Raw genomic sequence first — 16,171 nt, 5'->3', positions numbered from 1 at the left:
GTCAAGCCCGCAGCCGCAGGCCGCGCGGCGTCGCGTGGAATCCGGCCTTCGCCAACGCATCGCCGAACGCGGTGTGCCGAACTTGCTCGCCGTCAGCTGTCTCCACACTCAACTTCCCGAGCTGCCCGTCCCGGATCGCCAACGCCAGCGCATCCACGGCCGGCTGCAGCAGGTCAGAATCCTCGGTGAAGCTCAGCACGGTCCGCCCGCCCCGCTCGACGTACACGATCAGTTGGCCGTCGACCATCACGACCAACGCACCCGCCTTCCGGCCGGGCCGATGACCGCCGGCGCTTTCACGCTCGGGCCAGGACAGCGCCGCACCATACGGGTTGGCCGGATCAGAAGCAGCTAGTACGACGGCGCGCGCGGTCAGCTCCTCGTCCTTTCGGGCGCGCCCACCGTTGCCGGGCCCGAAGCGACCAGGTGGACCAAACGGCCCGTCAGGCGTCGCCGCGGACGAGGTTGGCAGCTCGGCCAGAGCTCGCAGCCGATCGACCGCGCCTGGCAGTGCGAACTGTGCAGCCCCGAGTCCCGCTACGAAGTACCCGCGCCGGCATCGCCCGGACTCCTCGAACGCGCTCAGCACCTTGTAGACGGCAGCGAACCCGCCGGGTGTGCGCTCCGTGATCACCGACCCGCGCGTGACGATCCCGTAGCGATCCAGCAGCGTCTCGGCCGCCGCATGCGCCCGCCGAGTCGCGTCCGTACTGCGTTCCGGGAGCAACGACCATCGCCCGCCCGCCGTCGGCGGCCCACTCCGCGACGGCATCGCCGGCCGCCCGGGCCGCACAGGCCGCCCTGGTCGTGCACGCGGCGTCGCGCGGCGAGTCCGATGACTGCCACGGCCGCCACCGACGAGGGACCGGACAGGCGTCAGCGTGTCGTTCGTCAGGTACCCGGACCACACGAGATCCCAGAGCACCCCAACCAGCGCCTCGTCCTCGACGACTCCGGATGCGGCACCCACCGCGTCACTCAGTTGTCTGAAGAAGAACGCACCCCCACCAGACAGCGAATCAAGAACCGCCTGATGCGTCTCACCCAACTCGACCGCCGGGTCCGGATCAGGCAGCGTCAGGTCACAGTTGTCGGCCAGATGCAGCGAGACCCACCCATCTGTCCCGGGCAGTGAACCCGCGCCGGCCCAGATCACTTCACCGGTCGCCGTCAGCTCGTCCAGCATCGACGGCTGATATCCGGGCACGCGCGATGGCAGCACGATCGACTCGAGCGCCGACGCCGGCACAGCGCATCCCGCCAGTTGCTCGACCGCTCCGAGAAGTACGTCGTACCCGCGTCCGCGGCTGCTCGTGATCCCTTGCCAAGCCGGCAGGAAGCGGGCCAGCGCCGACGGATCGACGGGCTCGACCTCCTTCCGTAGCGCGGCGAGTGAGCGCCGTCGCAACAACCGAAGGATCTCGCTGTCACACCACTCGAGCGCGATCCCGCCCGGTAGGAATTCGCCCTCGACGACGCGACCGGCCGCTGCCAGTCGTCGCAGCGCCTCCGTGACCACCGCGACCCCGATGCCGAGATGCGTCGCGAGATCGATCGCCCGGAACGGCCCATGCGTGCGCGCATACCGCGACACCAGATCGCCAAGCGGATCGGCGACCGGCTCGGCGTGCGCTTCCGCGACGCCAGGCGGCAGCGGTACGCCGAGAGCGTCGCGCAATCGAGCGACATCCTCGACGACCGCCCATCGATGCTCACCGGCGATCCGAACCCGAACGACTCGGCGAGCCGCAGCCAATGAAGTCAGCCAGGATTCCGCATCCGAACCGTCGACGCAGCGCTGCGTTGCCTCGGACAACGACAGCGGCCCGATCAGTCGCAGTACGTCGAACAAACCCTCGGCATCGCGGGCGCGGCGGTCCTCGGCGAGCCGCTGCAGCTCAGCCTCAGTGCGCAGCACGACCTCTGCGTCTAGCAACTCGCGCAGCTCGGTCCGCCCGAGCAGCTCGGCCAAGAGGCTCTGATCGAGTGCCAGCGCCGCAGCACGCTTTTCCGCGAGCGGACTGTCGCCCTCGTACATGAAGGCGCCCACGTAGCCGAACAGCAAGGACTTCGCGAAAGGTGACGCCTCTGACGTCTCCACCTCGACAACCGAGATCCGGCGTTCACCGATCCCGGTCAGCAGGTCCTTCAACGCCGGCAAGTCGTAGACGTCCTGCAGAACCTCGCGCAACGTCTCCAGCACGATCGGGAACGACCCGAACTTGCTCGCCACGCTGAGCAGCTGGGACGCCCGCTGTCGCTGCTGCCACAGCGGCGATCGTCGCCCGGGATTCCGTCGCGGCAGCAGCAAGGCCCGCGCGGCACACTCGCGGAATCGCGCCGCGAACAACGCCGACCCACCGACCTCGGTGGTCACCAGATCCTCGATGTCCGCCGGATCGAACAGCACCAGATCCGCTCCCGGCGGCGCCTCGTCGGTCTCCGGCAGCCGCAGCACGATCCCGTCGTCGCCCGAGACCGACTGCGCATCCGTCCCGTACCGATCGCGCAGCCGTGCCGCGATCGCCAGCGCCCACGGCCCGTGCACCTGACCGCCGTACGGCGAATGCACGCACACTCGCCAGTCGCCGAGCTCGTCGCGGAACCGCTCGACGACGATCGTCACGTCGTCCGGGACCCGGCTCGTCGCTTCACGTTGCTCGGCCAGGTACGAGACGAGATTGTTGGCGGCGTACTCGTCCAGGCCAGCGGCTCGTGCGCGGTCGACCGCCTTGCCGGCTGGCAGTGACGCCATCTTGCGGACGAACGCGCCGGTCGCCGCACCGAGCTCGGCCGGGCGCCCGACCGCGTCGCCCTTCCAGAACGGCAGCCTGCCCGGCTGACCCGGCGCGGGGGAGACCAGCACCCGGTCATGGGTGATGTCCTCGATCCGCCAGCTCGAGGCGCCGAGCGTGAAGACGTCACCGACCCGCGACTCGTAGACCATCTCCTCGTCGAGCTCGCCGACCCGATGGTTCGTCGATTCGCCGACCAAGAACACCCCGAACAACCCGCGGTCCGGGATCGTCCCGCCGCTCGTCACCGCGAGCCGCTGCGCGCCCGGCCGACCCGAGACCTCGCCGCTGACCCGATCGAACACGATCCGCGGCCGTAGCTCCGCGAACTCGTCCGACGGATAGCGACCGGACAGCATGTCGAGCACCCCGTCGTACGCCGAGCGTGGCAGCGTCGCGAACGGGGCGCAGCGTCGTACCAGAGAGAAGAGGTCGTCGACGTTGACGGAATCGAGGGACACGATCGACACGATCTGCTGGGCGAGCACATCCAGCGGGTTGGCCGGAATGTGCAAGCTCTCGATCAGTCCCTCGCGCATCCGCTGCACGACGACGGCGGTGTCGATCAGATCGCCGCGGAACTTCGGGAACAGCACACCACGCGACACCGCGCCCACCTGGTGACCCGCGCGACCGACACGCTGCAGACCGCTCGCGACGGAGGGCGGCGCCTCGACCTGGATGACCAGATCCACGGCGCCCATATCGATGCCGAGCTCGAGGCTGCTCGTCGCCACGACACACGGAAGCCGACCGGATTTCAGGTCCGCCTCGATCAGCGCGCGCTGCTCCTTGCTCACCGATCCGTGATGCGCCCGCGCGATCAGTGGGGGAGCCGCGAGTGATCCGCCTGACTGCGCCATCACTTGTGCAGGTGATCCGAGCTCCTGCAGCTCCAGCTCGGCACGCTCGGCGGCGATCTCGTTCAGCCGGGCGGTCAGTCGCTCGGCCAGGCGGCGTGAGTTCGAGAAGACGATCGTCGACTGGTGCTGGCTGATCAGGTCGAAGACCTGCTCCTCGACGTGTGGCCAGATCGAGGCGTGCTGTTGTGGACCCGCCGCGGAGCCGGAGGTCTCGACCTCGGTCGCAGCCAGCTCCGCCATGTCCTCGACCGGTACGACGACGCTCAGATCCCATTGCTTGGTGAACTTGGGCTGCACAACGGTCACCGGTCGCTCACCGCCGAGGAACCGCGCGACCTCTTCGACCGGTCGCACGGTCGCCGACAGACCGATCCGTTGCGCCGGCTTCGGCAACAACTCATCGAGTCGCTCAAGGGTCAGCGCCAGGTGGGCGCCGCGCTTCGTCCCGGCGACTGCATGGACCTCGTCGACGATGACGGTCTCGACCCCGCGCAACGCCTCCCGGCCCTGCGACGTCAGCAGCAGGAACAATGATTCCGGCGTCGTGATCAGTACGTCGGAAGGTCGCGAGGCGAACCGCCGTCGCTCACCGGCCGGGGTGTCGCCCGACCGCACCGCGACCTCGACGTCGATCGGCGCCTCACCGAGCCGGCGCGCGGTCTCGCGGATGCCGATCAGGGGCGCGCGCAGGTTGCGCTCCACGTCGACAGCGAGCGCCTTCAGCGGGGACACGTACAGCACCCGGCAGCGCAGCTTCGGATCGGACGGCGGCGGGATCGAGGCCAGTCGGTCGAGCGCCCAAAGGAAGGCCGCCAGCGTCTTGCCGGAGCCGGTCGGCGCGACAACCAGCGCGTCCCGGCCCGCGGTGATGGCGTCCCACGCCTCGAGCTGGGCCGGGGTGGCCGCCTCGAAGACGTCGCCGAACCACGCCCGGGTCGCGGGCGAGAACCGGCTCAACGCGCTGGTTTTCTTCACGCCGACCATCTTGCCGGGTCCCGCCGACAGTTTTCACGGAGGCTTTATGGAGGCGGCCGCCGGCCCTCGTCGCCGACCGTGAGCACGCGCTTTCCGTCCGACGCCGAGCTTGTCCCCTTCGTCTGCAATGATCGGCCACATGATGAACCGCGTACGTGCAGCCCTCGTCGTCGTGGCCTGCCTCGTCGGGTTGACCGGGTGCGTCAACCTCGACGCCGACCTGAAGGTCGGGTCGAACGAGACGGTCTCCGGGACCATGAAGATCGGGGTCGACAAGCAGCTGCTGCAGTCCAGTGGCCAGTCCCTCGACAAGGTCCGCCAGCAGATCGAGAGCGGCATCAAGGAGACGACCACCGAGGGCGTCACCTGCAAGTCGTACGAGGACGACAAGTACGTCGGGTCCAACTGCACGTTCGAGAGCGTGCCGTTCGACAAGATGGGCAGCTCCAGCGGCGACGGCGTCAGCTTCCGCAAGGACGGCGACAAGGTCACGGTGACGGTCAAGGCAGACAACCTCGGCAACGTCCCGTCCGGCAGTCAGCCGCAGGTGAACTTCAAGATCACCATGCCGGGCAAGATCCTCGAGCACGACGACGGCGCGAAGATCAGTGGCCGGACGGCGACGTACGACAGCCTCGACAAGCTCGGGAAGATCTCGCTGACCTCGCAGGCCGGCGGTGGCTTCCCGACGTGGGCGCTGATCCTGATCATCGTGGTGGTGTTGCTCGCGATCGCCGCGGCGGTGTTCTTCGTGCTGCGCAGCCGCAAGGCGAAGGGGCAGCAGGGCTACGGGCAGCAGTTCCCGGGGCAGTACCCAGGGCAGCCGGGTCAGTACGGCGGTCCGGGGCAGTACCAGGGGCAGCAGGGATACGGGCAGCAGTACGGTCAGCCTGGTCCCGGTGGGCAGTACCCGGGCCAGCCTGGGCAGTACGGCGGTCCGCAGGGCCAGCCTGGTCAGTACGGCGGTCAGCCGGGGCAGTACCCGGGTCAGCCGCAGCAGGGCCAGCCGGGTCAAGGTCAGCCGCCGTACGGTGGTCAGCCTGGGCCGCAGGGACAGCCTGGTCAGCAGCAGTACCCTGGGCAGCCTCAGCAGGGCCAGGGCCAGTGGGGTCCGCAGCAGCAGCCGCCTCGACAGGGGCAGCCGCCGCAGCAGGGTCAGGGCGGCTGGGGACAGCAGCCCGGCCAGGGACAGCAGCCTGGCCAGGGACAGCAGCCTGGCCAGGGACAGCAGCCTGGCCAGGGACAGCAGCCTGGCCAGGGACAGCAGCCTGGCCAGGGACAGCAGCCCGGCCAGGGACAGCAGCCTGGCCAGCAGCCGCCGCAGCAAGGCGGTTGGGGACAGCAGGGTGGTCCGTCAGCGCCTCAGCAGGGGCAGCAGGGCGGTTGGGGGCCGCCGCCGAAGGATGACGACGGGCAGGCATGAGACTGACGGAATTCTGGGCACGGATGGATCACCATCTCGGGCCCGCGTATGCACGGACCTGGGCAGAGACCCAGGTGGTTCAGGAACTCGGCGGCCGCACGGTCGTCGAGGCTCTGGACGACGGTGAGGCGGCGAAGATGGTGTGGCGTGCCGTCTGGGCGCACCTCAACCTCCCCGCCAGCGAACGCTGATGCCTAAGGCAACAAATCGCTTCAGCCGGTCCAGCCGGTGCGCGCCGCCCATTCCTCGGCCGGCAGGTAGATGAGGTCGCAGACCGGGTCCTTGAGGTCGGAGTAGTCACCGATCTCGAGCCGGAGGGCGGCTGCGTGCTGCTTGAACGCGGCGTACGCACGCGCCGTCTCCGGATGACTGCGCAGGTAGTCGCGGAAGAGCAGTGCGTACCGCTGGTTGGCCCGGCCCGTCACACGGATGTGGAGATTGACCCGGCGCCGGTACATCGGCTCGACCAGCATCCGCTTCACCCACTGGGCCTCGTCCGTGGGCAGTCCGGGCACCGGGTGGTCACGACGCGGTGGACGGAGCTCCCAGTCCGCGGCGGCCATCCGTTCCGCCACCGCGTCCAACTCGGACTCCGTACCCACTGTCACCTGGATGTCGATGATGTCCTTGGCCGGCAGCCCGGGCACCGAGGTGGAACCGATGTGGTCGATCCGCTGGGCGAGCTCGCCCAGCAGTCCGCCGATCGTGTGGGCTGTCTTCTCGTACTGCGCCGGCCAGCTGTCGTCAGGGCGGGCGATGACGATCCCAGTCATGCCGAGATCATCCCAGGAGTCCGTGGGGTCAGACAGGCTTGAGCCGGAACGCACCGTTGGTGAGCAAGTCGGCCGCCTCGTACGCCGCCTTTCGGATCGCTTTGCGCTCGTCGAAGTACCCGCCGACCACCCCGACGCCTGGGAGCTTCCCGACGAACCGGGCAGCCAGACCGCCGCGTGGACGCTCCTCGAAGATCTCGTTGAGCCCACCGAACAGCTTGCTGATCCGCCAGATCATCCGGACGCCCTGACGCAGCCCCTTCTCCTCGGTCTCGTCGCCGAGGCCGAGTTGCTTCGCTACGTCCTGCCCAGCGACGGTCGGGTCGTCGTACTTGAGTACCTCGTCCGGTGTGATCGGCCGGTCGGTCAGTACACGAGCGATGATCGCCGTACGGTCGGCATGCGCCTCAACGCCGTACTCACGGCAGACCGCGCCGATCACCATCGCCTGGACGGCCGCACCGAGGGTGTCCTTGATCGGGAGCCGGTCGGCGGCCGCACCGAGGGTGTCCTTGATCGGGAGCCGGTCGGCGGCCGCACCGCTGAGCCGGGGGAGTGCCGCGACGACGGCCGCGAACCCGCCCAGCCGGGCCACCCACCAGTCGCAGCGCTTGGCGAGCGGCAGCATTGGCCACTCCGAGTGCCCGGGCACCTTCATCTTCAGCAGCCGATCGATCGCGAGGATCAGGGCCTTCTCCGCGAGGTTGGGCTTCTCCTGGCCGGAGTACTCCGTCAGGATGCTGCGGACGCCGAACGGGTCCTGGGTGCGGAGTGCGTCGAGTACGGTGTCGATGCCGAACTCGACCCGGCTGAGAGCCAGAATCACGGCTGAATCGGGCACGTCGGGACGGTCTGTCACGCCCGCAAGGGTAGGGAGCGCACGGGTCAGGATGGTTGCCCGGGCAGGGTTCGGCGTGTCAGTTGTGATTCGAACACGTGTTCGGGATACTTTGGTGCTCTGAAGGTGCGTGGACGGGCCGAGTTGTCCACAGATTCGAAGTCGCGACGAAAACTGTCGGTGCGGACGAATACCTTCTCTGGCGACAACGAAGTTCCTTCGGGCGGCCGGCTGGCGGCCCCGGATTATCAGATGGGTCAGGTGGCAGTCACATGGCGGGTGCAGCGAGCGCGGCGGCAAGTGCGGAGCGTGCGGCGGCCGATCGCGAGAAGGCGCTTGCGACCGCGCTGACGCAGATCGAGCGGCAGTGCGGCAAGGGATCGGTGATGCGCCTGGGGGAGCAGAACAAGCCCCCGATCGAGGTCATCCCGACCGGGTCGATCTCGCTCGACATCGCACTCGGGATCGGTGGTCTGCCGCGCGGTCGCGTGGTGGAGATCTACGGCCCGGAATCCTCCGGTAAGACGACGGTCGCCCTGCACGCGGTCGCGAATGCCCAGCGGGCCGGCGGGATCGCGGCGTTCATCGACGCCGAGCACGCCCTCGACCCGGAGTATGCGCGGAAGCTCGGTGTCGACACCGACGCGCTGCTGGTCTCGCAGCCCGACTCCGGTGAGCAGGCCCTGGAGATCGCCGACATGCTGGTCCGCTCCGGCGCGATCGACATCGTCGTGATCGACTCCGTGGCCGCGCTGGTGCCGCGCGCCGAGATCGAGGGCGAGATGGGCGACAGCCACGTCGGTCTGCAGGCCCGGCTGATGAGCCAGGCGCTGCGGAAGATGACCGGCGCGGTCAGCGGGACGAACACGACCGCGATCTTCATCAACCAGCTGCGCGAGAAGATCGGCGTGATGTTCGGCTCCCCGGAGACGACGACCGGTGGTAAGGCGCTGAAGTTCTACGCGTCGGTGCGGCTGGACGTCCGCCGGATCGAGTCGCTGAAGGACGGCACCGACGTGGTCGGTAACCGGACCCGCGTCAAGGTCGTGAAGAACAAGGTGGCCCCGCCGTTCAAGCAGGCCGAGTTCGACATCATCTACGGCCAGGGCATCAGCCGTGAGGGCAGCCTGCTCGACCTCGGCGTGGACCAGGGCTTCGTCCGCAAGGCCGGCGCCTGGTTCACCTACGAGAGCGACCAGCTCGGTCAGGGCCGGGAGAACGCGCGGAACTTCCTGCGTGACAACCCCGATCTGGCCAACGAGCTGGAGAAGAAGATCAAGGAGAAGATGGGCATCGGCCCGACGCTCGACGCCCCGGCCGACGAGGCCGCCAAGGCCGAGGTTGATGTCGACTTCTGATCGACCCACCGCGGGCGGCAGCGTGGGTCGGCAGTCGCCAACTGCCGACGACGCTGCCCCCGCGGCGCTGTCTCTACCCCACGAGGAACGCCTGGCCCTCGCCCGCAAACTCCTGGCCGAAGGCCCACCGTCGACCGCGTTGAGTTCATCAACGTGGCCATCGGCGTCTTCACCAACGTCATCGTCATCAGCAGCGTCAGTGTCTTCGGCCGCGAATCGGTCTGCAGCCGCGAAACGCGGGGCCGAGGCGTCGACGGGTTCTAGATCTGGCTCGGGCCGACGGAGTCGGCGTACCGGTGGTCGCAGCTCGACCGCAAAGCGGGGAAGTGCCCAGGACGACTCCGACGACTTTCTGTCTGCGGACGACTCGGGTTGGGAAACCTCGCGGCGTCCCGGCTCCATCAGGCGAACCGTCGGCACAGTCGACCCCTGGGACGAGCCCGACACCTCTCGCGACAGCATTCGAGAGTCTGAAGAAAAGTCTGCGCCCGGGGCTCGGTCCCGGCGAGTGCGGACCGAACCGTCCCCTGCTTCGACATCGTCCCGGGCGGAGAACGTTCGGCAGGTACCTCGGCGTGACGCCTCGCGCCGTAGCTCCGCTGTGAAAGCGGTCGATCCGTGGGGCGATCAGGACGAGCGCTTGGCCGAGGCTTTCGAAGCCCAGGCCGCCGACAGGCAGGCCGAGGCACGAGCTTTCGCCGATGACGCCGAAGCCCCTCCCGCACCCCGCGCCAACCGCGGTCGCTCTACCGGCAGCCGGTCCACCGATAGCGAGTCCATCGATCGCCAATCCACCGATCGTCGGTCCATCGGTAGCGGGTCTGCTGACAGCGAGTCCGACGACCGCCAGTCCGACGACCGCCAGTCCGCCGACGGCGAGTCCATCGATGGCGATTCCGTCGAGCGCCAGTCAGTGCATCCTCGATCCACCGATGGTCGGGTCGATCGCGGCCGGTCGAGCAAGAGTGGCTCAAGTTCGGGTCGCTCTGACCTAGACAGCTCTGGTCGGAGCCGTTCTAGGCGTGGGCGTTCCATGGGCGGCGATCGATCGGCTGACGCACCTGATGCGTCGGCTGACAGGTCGTCGACGACTGCGTTTGAGCGGAACCTTCGTTCGGCTGCTGGCGGACTCGATCCGTGGGGAGATTCGGACGACTCCGCGGCCAGTTCGCGTCGAGTTCAGCCGGCCAAGCCCGATCACACACTCGCCGACGCATCGAGCGGGCAGTCCTTTGCCCGCCACGGCGAGACCGCCGGCGATACGTCCAGCGAGACCTCACCTGAGACATCCACTCCGCCGTTGGGTGAGACATCCACTGACCGAGGCAGGTCTGCTGAACACAGCGGGTCTGCTGAACAGGCCGGGTCCGCTCAGCACGGCGGGTCCGCTGACCGCGGCGGGTCCATCGACCACGACACGGCCACTGAGCACGGCGGGTCCATTGAGCACGGCGCGTCCGCTGAGCACGGCGCGTCCGCTGACCGACGTGGACCCTCTGCGGTTAGCGCGTCTGCCGAGACCGCTCCGCCTGTTCGAAGTGCAGTGTCTGCTTGGGCTGGTGTGTCCGGTGTTGACCCGAGTGGTGAGGTCGCGGCTGAGGGTGGCCGGTCTGGGCGGGGTGCGGGGACCGGCGGGTCCAGTGGTGGAAGTGCGCGTCGGGGGACGGGGCGGCGGCGTGTTGGGGGTGGGTTCGGGCGGCGCGGGAGGTCGCGGTCCGCGGAGGGAGCCGAGCCTCGGGATTCTGCGTTGGATGGTGATTCGGATCCGTACGCGGTGGCCCGGACGATCTTGCTGGACAAGCTGACCGGCCAGCCGCGGACGCGGGCTGAGTTGGCCGATGTGTTGGCTGATCGGGAGATTCCGGACGACGTCGCTGATGAGGTGCTGGATCGGTTCACTGACGTCGGGTTGATCGATGATGCGGCGTTCGCGAAGGCGTGGGTGGAGTCGCGGCATCGAGGGCGCGGGCTGGGCAAGCGATCGCTCGCGCAGGAGCTTCGGCGGCGTGGCGTCGATGATGAGTTGACGCGGGATGCGCTCGAGGAGCTGGCTCCGGAGCAGGAAGAGGAGACGGCCCGCGAGCTGGTACGGCGGAAGTTGCGGTCGATGCGTTCGCTGGAGCGACAGGTGGCGATGCGCCGGTTGCTCGGAATGCTTGCTCGCAAAGGCTATCCGGGTGGTCTTGCCATGAGCATCGTCAAGCAGGAACTCGATGCGAGCCACGAGGAGTTCCCGATGTTGGATTCATCCGGGTTGGAGCCTGAATGAATCACGCTGAGTCTCGCGAGGGGGTGGTGGTGCGCGAGGCTGGGGCGGTTGATGCCGGGGCGATTCGGGTGTTGCTGCGGGAGTTGCATGGGGACGCGGCCGAGGCTGCCACGCTGCCGGCGGTGCGGCAGGAGGCTCGGACATTTGTCGCGGCTGATGGCGATGACGTCGTCGGGGTGATCGTCGCGACGTTTGTCGACTACGGGCACGAGCCGTACGGGATGGTGGAAGAGCTGGTGGTGGCTCCGGGTCGGCGTACTGCCGGAACGGGTGCGGCGTTGCTGGGGCAGTGCCGTCGGTGGTTGGCGGGGCTGGGGGCCGAGGTTGTGTTCGTGTCGGCGGTCAGGGATGAGGTGGCCGAGTTCTACCTGGCCGCCGGGTTCCAGCGCTGCGTCGGCCCGTGGTTGTGGGCCGGTTAGCCGGTAGGCAGGTTCCAGCGCTGCGGGACCGTGGGATGTCGGTTGTGGATTCACGAGGGTTGGGCGGGGCGGGGGTAGCGTCGGGGGATGGTGAGTTTTGGGGATGTGGAGCGGTTGGTGGGGGAGTTGCCGGGGACCGAGGAGACGAGTCGGTATGGGCAGCGGACTTGGGCGGTTGGGGGTAAGGGGTATGCGTGGGAGCGGCCGTTCAGTAAGGCTGATCTGAAGCGGTACGGCGACGAGACGCCGCCGGCTGGGCCGATTCTGGCGATCGTGGTGGAGGACCTCGCCGAGAAGGAAGCGGTGCTTGCAGCGCGGGCTGGGGACGGGTTTTTCACGATTCCACATTTCAACGGGTACGCCGCGGTGCTTGTCGAACTGGAGAAAGTGTCCGAGCCGGTGTTGCGGGAGGCGCTGCTCGACGGGTGGTTGGTGCGTGCTCCGGCGGACATCGCGAAGGCCCACCTGGACGGGCAAGCGACCGAACGCTGACCCGCGGGATCGACGGAGCTTTGATAGGCGGGCCGGCCGGGCGCTGGCCCGCGGGAAAGTACTGAGTGGGTGATCGTCGAGCGTCGACCAGGTGATCCGGAGGCGTCGACGGGGTATCGGCGGGGCGCCGACCTGGCGATCCGGGGCACGTCGACCGGGTGATCGGCGTCGCGCTGGCTGGGTGATTCGTAGCGCGTAGACCGGGGATCGGTGGCGGGCTGACCGGGTGATTGGAGCGGGGTGGGTCTGGGGCGGGCGTGTTGGGGTGGGCGGGATCTGGTCGGTTGGGGGCGGCGTTGTTACGTTGCGTGAGGTGGGTTCGGGGTCGGGCTCGCGGCGAGGGGCGTTGACGGGTGCGGGATGACGGTGTGTTATCCGAAGTAGGACTGGTATTTGGGCCGGTCCGTAGGCTGGGATTTTCCGTCGATCCGCCCCAGACACCGCGGAGGGTGCAATGAACGATTTTCAGGAACAGGCGAAGAACTGGCTCCGGAATGTCGTCAAGCAGAACCCGGACAAGATCAAAGCCGGCGTCGAGAAAGCCGGCGATCTGATCGACAAGCAGACCGGCGGGAAGTACGCGGAGAAGGTCGACGCTGTCCAGCAGAAGGTCGGCGGCTTCGTCGACAAGCAGAACACCGACGAGAGCCCGAGCGACGCAACAACCGAGGCGCCATCCGACTCAGCAACCGGCTCGGCATCTGACGCAGGATCCGGCTCCGCGAGCGCGGAAACAGCCGAGAACGCGGCGACCAGCCAAACGCCGAGTTCCGATGAGGCGACCGGGAACTCCGCGACCTCGGCCGGCACCGCTAGTTCCGACCGCCCGACGCCCGGACCAGGCCCGGCCGCCGGCTAGCGCCCGCCGCCCGACGCACCTCGCGAGCGGTGCTGTCACGCCGCCGCACCTTGGCAGTTGCTGACACGCTCCCCGCGCACCCCGGCTAGCAGGTCCTGGTCTTTCGACCAGCCGACCTGTCAGTGCCGGGGCGCGGTGGATGCGTTGCTCGGCGCCTGAGCGCATGGCGCCCGACGCACCTTGGCGAGCGAGGCTGTCAAGCCGTCGCACTTTGGTGAAAGTTGTGTGTCATGCTCCCCGCCCACCCGGCGAAGCGAGTCCTGGTCGTTCGACTAGCCGAGCTGGCGGTGCTGGGTCGCGGTGGATGTGTTGCTCGGCGCGTGAGCGCCCGCCGCTCGGCGCACCTCGGCGAGCGTGCCTGTCGGGCCGCTGTGCGTCGGCGAGCCACGATGGTGACGTCGGCGCACTTTGGTGAGGGTTGGTGTTGCTCGTGCGGTCGCGTGTCGGTGCGGGGTGTTGTGGAGGGGACCATTGGGTGGGGTGGTCTGGTTTGGTGGGGTGGGGTGGGGGATCGGTGGGGGCGTGCGTGAGTGTCCGCTTGACCGGGTGGTGGGGCGCGCTTAGCCTCAGGACCAAGAAGGGACGAACCCACCGCATCGGTGGCGGATATAAGGATCGGTGGGCCGGTGAAACGGCCGGCCGGAAAAGACGCAACCACGCTCGACCGAGCTGAAGGAAGGACGACGGCGCCCGAAAGCGCCGTCGGATAGGCGGCACCGCACGCACATCCCGGACGGCAGCGCGAGCGAGCCGAACCGGGCGCGAGGCGGGCCCATCGTGGTCTCCGGTTGTCAGCGGTGACTCACGGTGAGTAAACGAGGCAAACAACGCTGGCCAGCCGCGTACGCGGCCGCCAGGCAATCCGCGGACGGGGGTTCGCGGACCGCGACCAGCGAGTGCGCAGCGACACCGTCGTCACGGCATCGCAGGAAACGGCAACGCATTGGTACCGCCTCACCGAGGTGGCACCCGTCCAGCCGTACCCCGGCGGCGCCGTACCGTCTCCTCGACCGTATGAGTGGTAGTCCCTTCGACCGACGGCCACAGTCCCGCGTGGGACTCGAAGGAGAGGGGAGACGCCGATGACCGCGATGTCCGTTGGCCTGGCCCTGATCGGATTGCTGATCGCCGGACTGCTGGCGTGGATCGGCTTGACCCTCTCCCGCCGAAAGGCCGTCGACAACTCGACCGCCCGAGTCGAGGTGGAGCAGGCGGCCAAGTCCGCCGCTGACCAGGTACGTCGGCAGGCCGAGGAGGACGCCGCCGTACTGCGGACCCGCGCGGAGGCGGCCGAGCAGCGGGGCGAGGAGATTCGCCGTGCCGCCGAGGACCGGGCCTCCGAGGTACGACGGGACGCCGAGCAGCGAGCGTCCGACGTACGGCGGGAAGCTGAGGCTGAGGCGCAGTCGATCCGGGATGATCTGCGTGAGCAGCGCCTGGAGATGGAGCGTCGCGACCACCGGCTGACCGAACGTGAGGAGCGGCTCGACGAGCAGCACCGCGCGGTCGAGGAACGCCACACCGAGGTCACCGCGCAGCTGGCCGAGCTGGACCAGCGCAAGCAGGAGATCAAGGACCTGGACGACGAGCGCCGCCGGATCCTCGAAGGTGTCGCGAACCTGACCGCCGAGCAGGCGAAGACCGAGCTCGTGTCCGCGATCGAGGACGAGGCCAAGCGGCACGCGCACACGATCGTTCGCGACATCGAGCGGCAGGCACTGGACGAGGGCGAGACGAAGGCCCGCAAGATCATCACCGGCGCGGTGCAGCGGCTCGCGTCCGAGCAGACCAGCGAGTCCGTGGTGTCGGTCGTCCATCTGCCGAGCGACGACATGAAGGGCCGGATCATCGGCCGCGAGGGCCGCAACATCCGGTCGTTCGAGCAGACCACCGGCGTGAACCTGATCATCGACGACACCCCCGAGGCAGTGCTGCTGTCCTGCTTCGATCCGGTACGCCGGGAGACCGCGCGCCTGACCCTCGACTCGCTGGTGCTCGACGGCCGGATTCACCCGTCCCGGATCGAGGAGATCTACGAGCGCAGCAAGGGCGAGGTCGCCGAGCTGTGCGAGCGGGCCGCCGAGGACGCGATGGCGGAGGTCGGGATCACCGACCTGCACCCGGAGCTCGCCCGGACGATGGGCCTGCTGCGGTACCGGACGTCGTACGGGCAGAACGTGTTGAAGCATCTGGTCGAGTCGGCGCACATCGCGGGGATGATGGCGGCCGAGCTCGGGTTGGATCCGAAGCTGTGCAAGCGTGGCGCGTTCCTGCACGACATCGGCAAGGCGCTCACGCACGAGTCCGAGGGCAGTCACGCGATCGTCGGCGCGGAGCTGGCCCGCAAGTACGGCGAGAGCGACGACGTCGTGCACTGCATCGAGGCGCACCACAACGAGGTCGAAGTACGGACGGTCGAGGCCGTGCTCACCCAGGCCGCGGACGCGGTGAGTGGTGGACGGCCGGGCGCGCGGCGGGAGTCGCTGGAGGCGTACGTGCAGCGACTCGAGCGGCTCGAGGAGATCGCGATGCATCACGACGGCGTCGAGAAGGTGTTCGCGATGCAGGCCGGGCGCGAGATCCGCGTGATGGTGCTGCCGGACGCGGTCGACGACATCGCGGCGCAGGTGATGGCGCGCGACATCGCGAAGCAGGTCGAGGAGGAGTTGACGTACCCCGGTCAGATCCGCGTGACCGTCGTACGGGAGTCTCGCGCTACCGAGGTGGCGAAGTAGCGTACTTCGCGCGCCACTGCGGCGCCTCGAACGGGGCGCCGTAGATGCGCGTCTCGCGGGCGATCCGGCCGTCGCGGAACTCGACGACGTTCGCGACGTAGTAGATGTCGCCGCCGTAGTCCGAGCGGCCGAGGACGACGAAGTGGTCGCCGGCGCCGGCGATGCGCAGGATCTGGATCGACGGCGGGTTCGGGTACTCCTGCTGCATCTCGCGCATCAGGTCTCGGCCGACGATGCGTTCACCGGACTGCGGCATGTCCAGCACGTAGTCGTCCGTGCGTAGCTCGTGCTCGGCCTCGGCCGAGAGCGCGAGCCGGCCGTCGGTCGGCCACAATCGCTCGAGCACTTCCCGGTTCCTGTCCATGATTCACA

Annotated in this window: 12 protein-coding genes; 8 read left to right on the top strand and 4 right to left on the bottom strand. The window is 68.5% G+C overall.

What is annotated here, in order from left to right; genetic code table 11:
* Nucleotide 1: 1 nt before the first annotated feature.
* The gene (locus tag ACWGID_RS03995; protein ID WP_452194200.1) at nt 2–4,642 is read right to left on the bottom strand and encodes an ATP-dependent helicase; all 4,641 of its coding nucleotides are present in this window, start codon (nt 4,640–4,642) and stop codon (nt 2–4) included.
* Between the two features lie 130 nt (nt 4,643–4,772).
* Between ACWGID_RS03995 and ACWGID_RS03990 the strand changes: the two genes are divergently transcribed.
* On the top strand, nt 4,773–6,056 hold the full coding sequence (locus ACWGID_RS03990; RefSeq protein WP_452194198.1) for an LppM family (lipo)protein: 1,284 nt from the start codon (nt 4,773–4,775) through the stop codon (nt 6,054–6,056).
* Entirely contained in the window at nt 6,053–6,247 is a 195-nt protein-coding gene (locus tag ACWGID_RS03985) for a DUF3046 domain-containing protein (RefSeq protein ID WP_452194196.1), read from the top strand. The genes ACWGID_RS03990 and ACWGID_RS03985 overlap by 4 nt, the downstream gene beginning before the upstream one ends.
* A gap of 21 nt (nt 6,248–6,268) precedes the next feature.
* On the opposite strand, the gene ACWGID_RS03980 is transcribed toward ACWGID_RS03985, so the two are convergent.
* Both ACWGID_RS03980 and ACWGID_RS03975 read right to left on the bottom strand, forming a co-directional pair.
* On the bottom strand, nt 6,269–6,829 hold the full coding sequence (locus ACWGID_RS03980) for a GrpB family protein (protein WP_452194194.1): 561 nt from the start codon (nt 6,827–6,829) through the stop codon (nt 6,269–6,271).
* Nucleotides 6,830–6,857: 28 nt separating this feature from the next.
* Nucleotides 6,858–7,670: a hypothetical protein gene (locus ACWGID_RS03975; protein WP_452194192.1), complete on the bottom strand. Its 813-nt coding sequence runs from the start codon at nt 7,668–7,670 to the stop codon at nt 6,858–6,860.
* Nucleotides 7,671–7,939: 269 nt separating this feature from the next.
* Here ACWGID_RS03975 and recA point away from each other — a divergent pair, with 269 nt between their 5' ends.
* The 6 genes from recA to rny all read left to right on the top strand — a co-directional run bounded on the left by recA (nt 7,940) and on the right by rny (nt 15,799).
* Nucleotides 7,940–9,025 (top strand): recombinase RecA, encoded by a 1,086-nt coding sequence (gene recA, locus ACWGID_RS03970; protein ID WP_452194191.1) that lies wholly within the window; start codon nt 7,940–7,942, stop codon nt 9,023–9,025.
* A gap of 1,789 nt (nt 9,026–10,814) precedes the next feature.
* On the top strand, nt 10,815–11,294 hold the full coding sequence (locus ACWGID_RS03965; RefSeq protein ID WP_452194189.1) for a regulatory protein RecX: 480 nt from the start codon (nt 10,815–10,817) through the stop codon (nt 11,292–11,294).
* Complete coding sequence (locus ACWGID_RS03960) at nt 11,291–11,713, top strand: GNAT family N-acetyltransferase (protein ID WP_452194187.1); 423 nt, start codon at nt 11,291–11,293, stop codon at nt 11,711–11,713. The genes ACWGID_RS03965 and ACWGID_RS03960 overlap by 4 nt, the downstream gene beginning before the upstream one ends.
* Nucleotides 11,714–11,800: 87 nt before the next feature.
* Nucleotides 11,801–12,205: an MmcQ/YjbR family DNA-binding protein gene (locus ACWGID_RS03955; RefSeq protein WP_452194186.1), complete on the top strand. Its 405-nt coding sequence runs from the start codon at nt 11,801–11,803 to the stop codon at nt 12,203–12,205.
* 454 nt (nt 12,206–12,659) lie between these two features.
* A complete protein-coding gene (locus ACWGID_RS03950; RefSeq protein WP_452194184.1) occupies nt 12,660–13,064 on the top strand; it encodes an Rv0909 family putative TA system antitoxin in 405 nt (134 codons plus the stop codon).
* Between the two features lie 1,082 nt (nt 13,065–14,146).
* A complete protein-coding gene (gene rny, locus ACWGID_RS03945) occupies nt 14,147–15,799 on the top strand; it encodes a ribonuclease Y (RefSeq protein ID WP_452194182.1) in 1,653 nt (550 codons plus the stop codon).
* Here rny and ACWGID_RS03940 read toward each other — a convergent pair.
* The gene (locus ACWGID_RS03940) at nt 15,780–16,163 is read right to left on the bottom strand and encodes a nuclear transport factor 2 family protein (protein ID WP_452194181.1); all 384 of its coding nucleotides are present in this window, start codon (nt 16,161–16,163) and stop codon (nt 15,780–15,782) included. The two genes, rny and ACWGID_RS03940, sit on opposite strands and share 20 nt — an antisense overlap.
* Nucleotides 16,164–16,171 lie beyond the last annotated feature (8 nt).

The sequence above is a fragment of the Kribbella sp. NPDC054772 genome (assembly GCF_053611945.1).
This window is presented reverse-complemented; position numbering and strand designations above follow the sequence as displayed.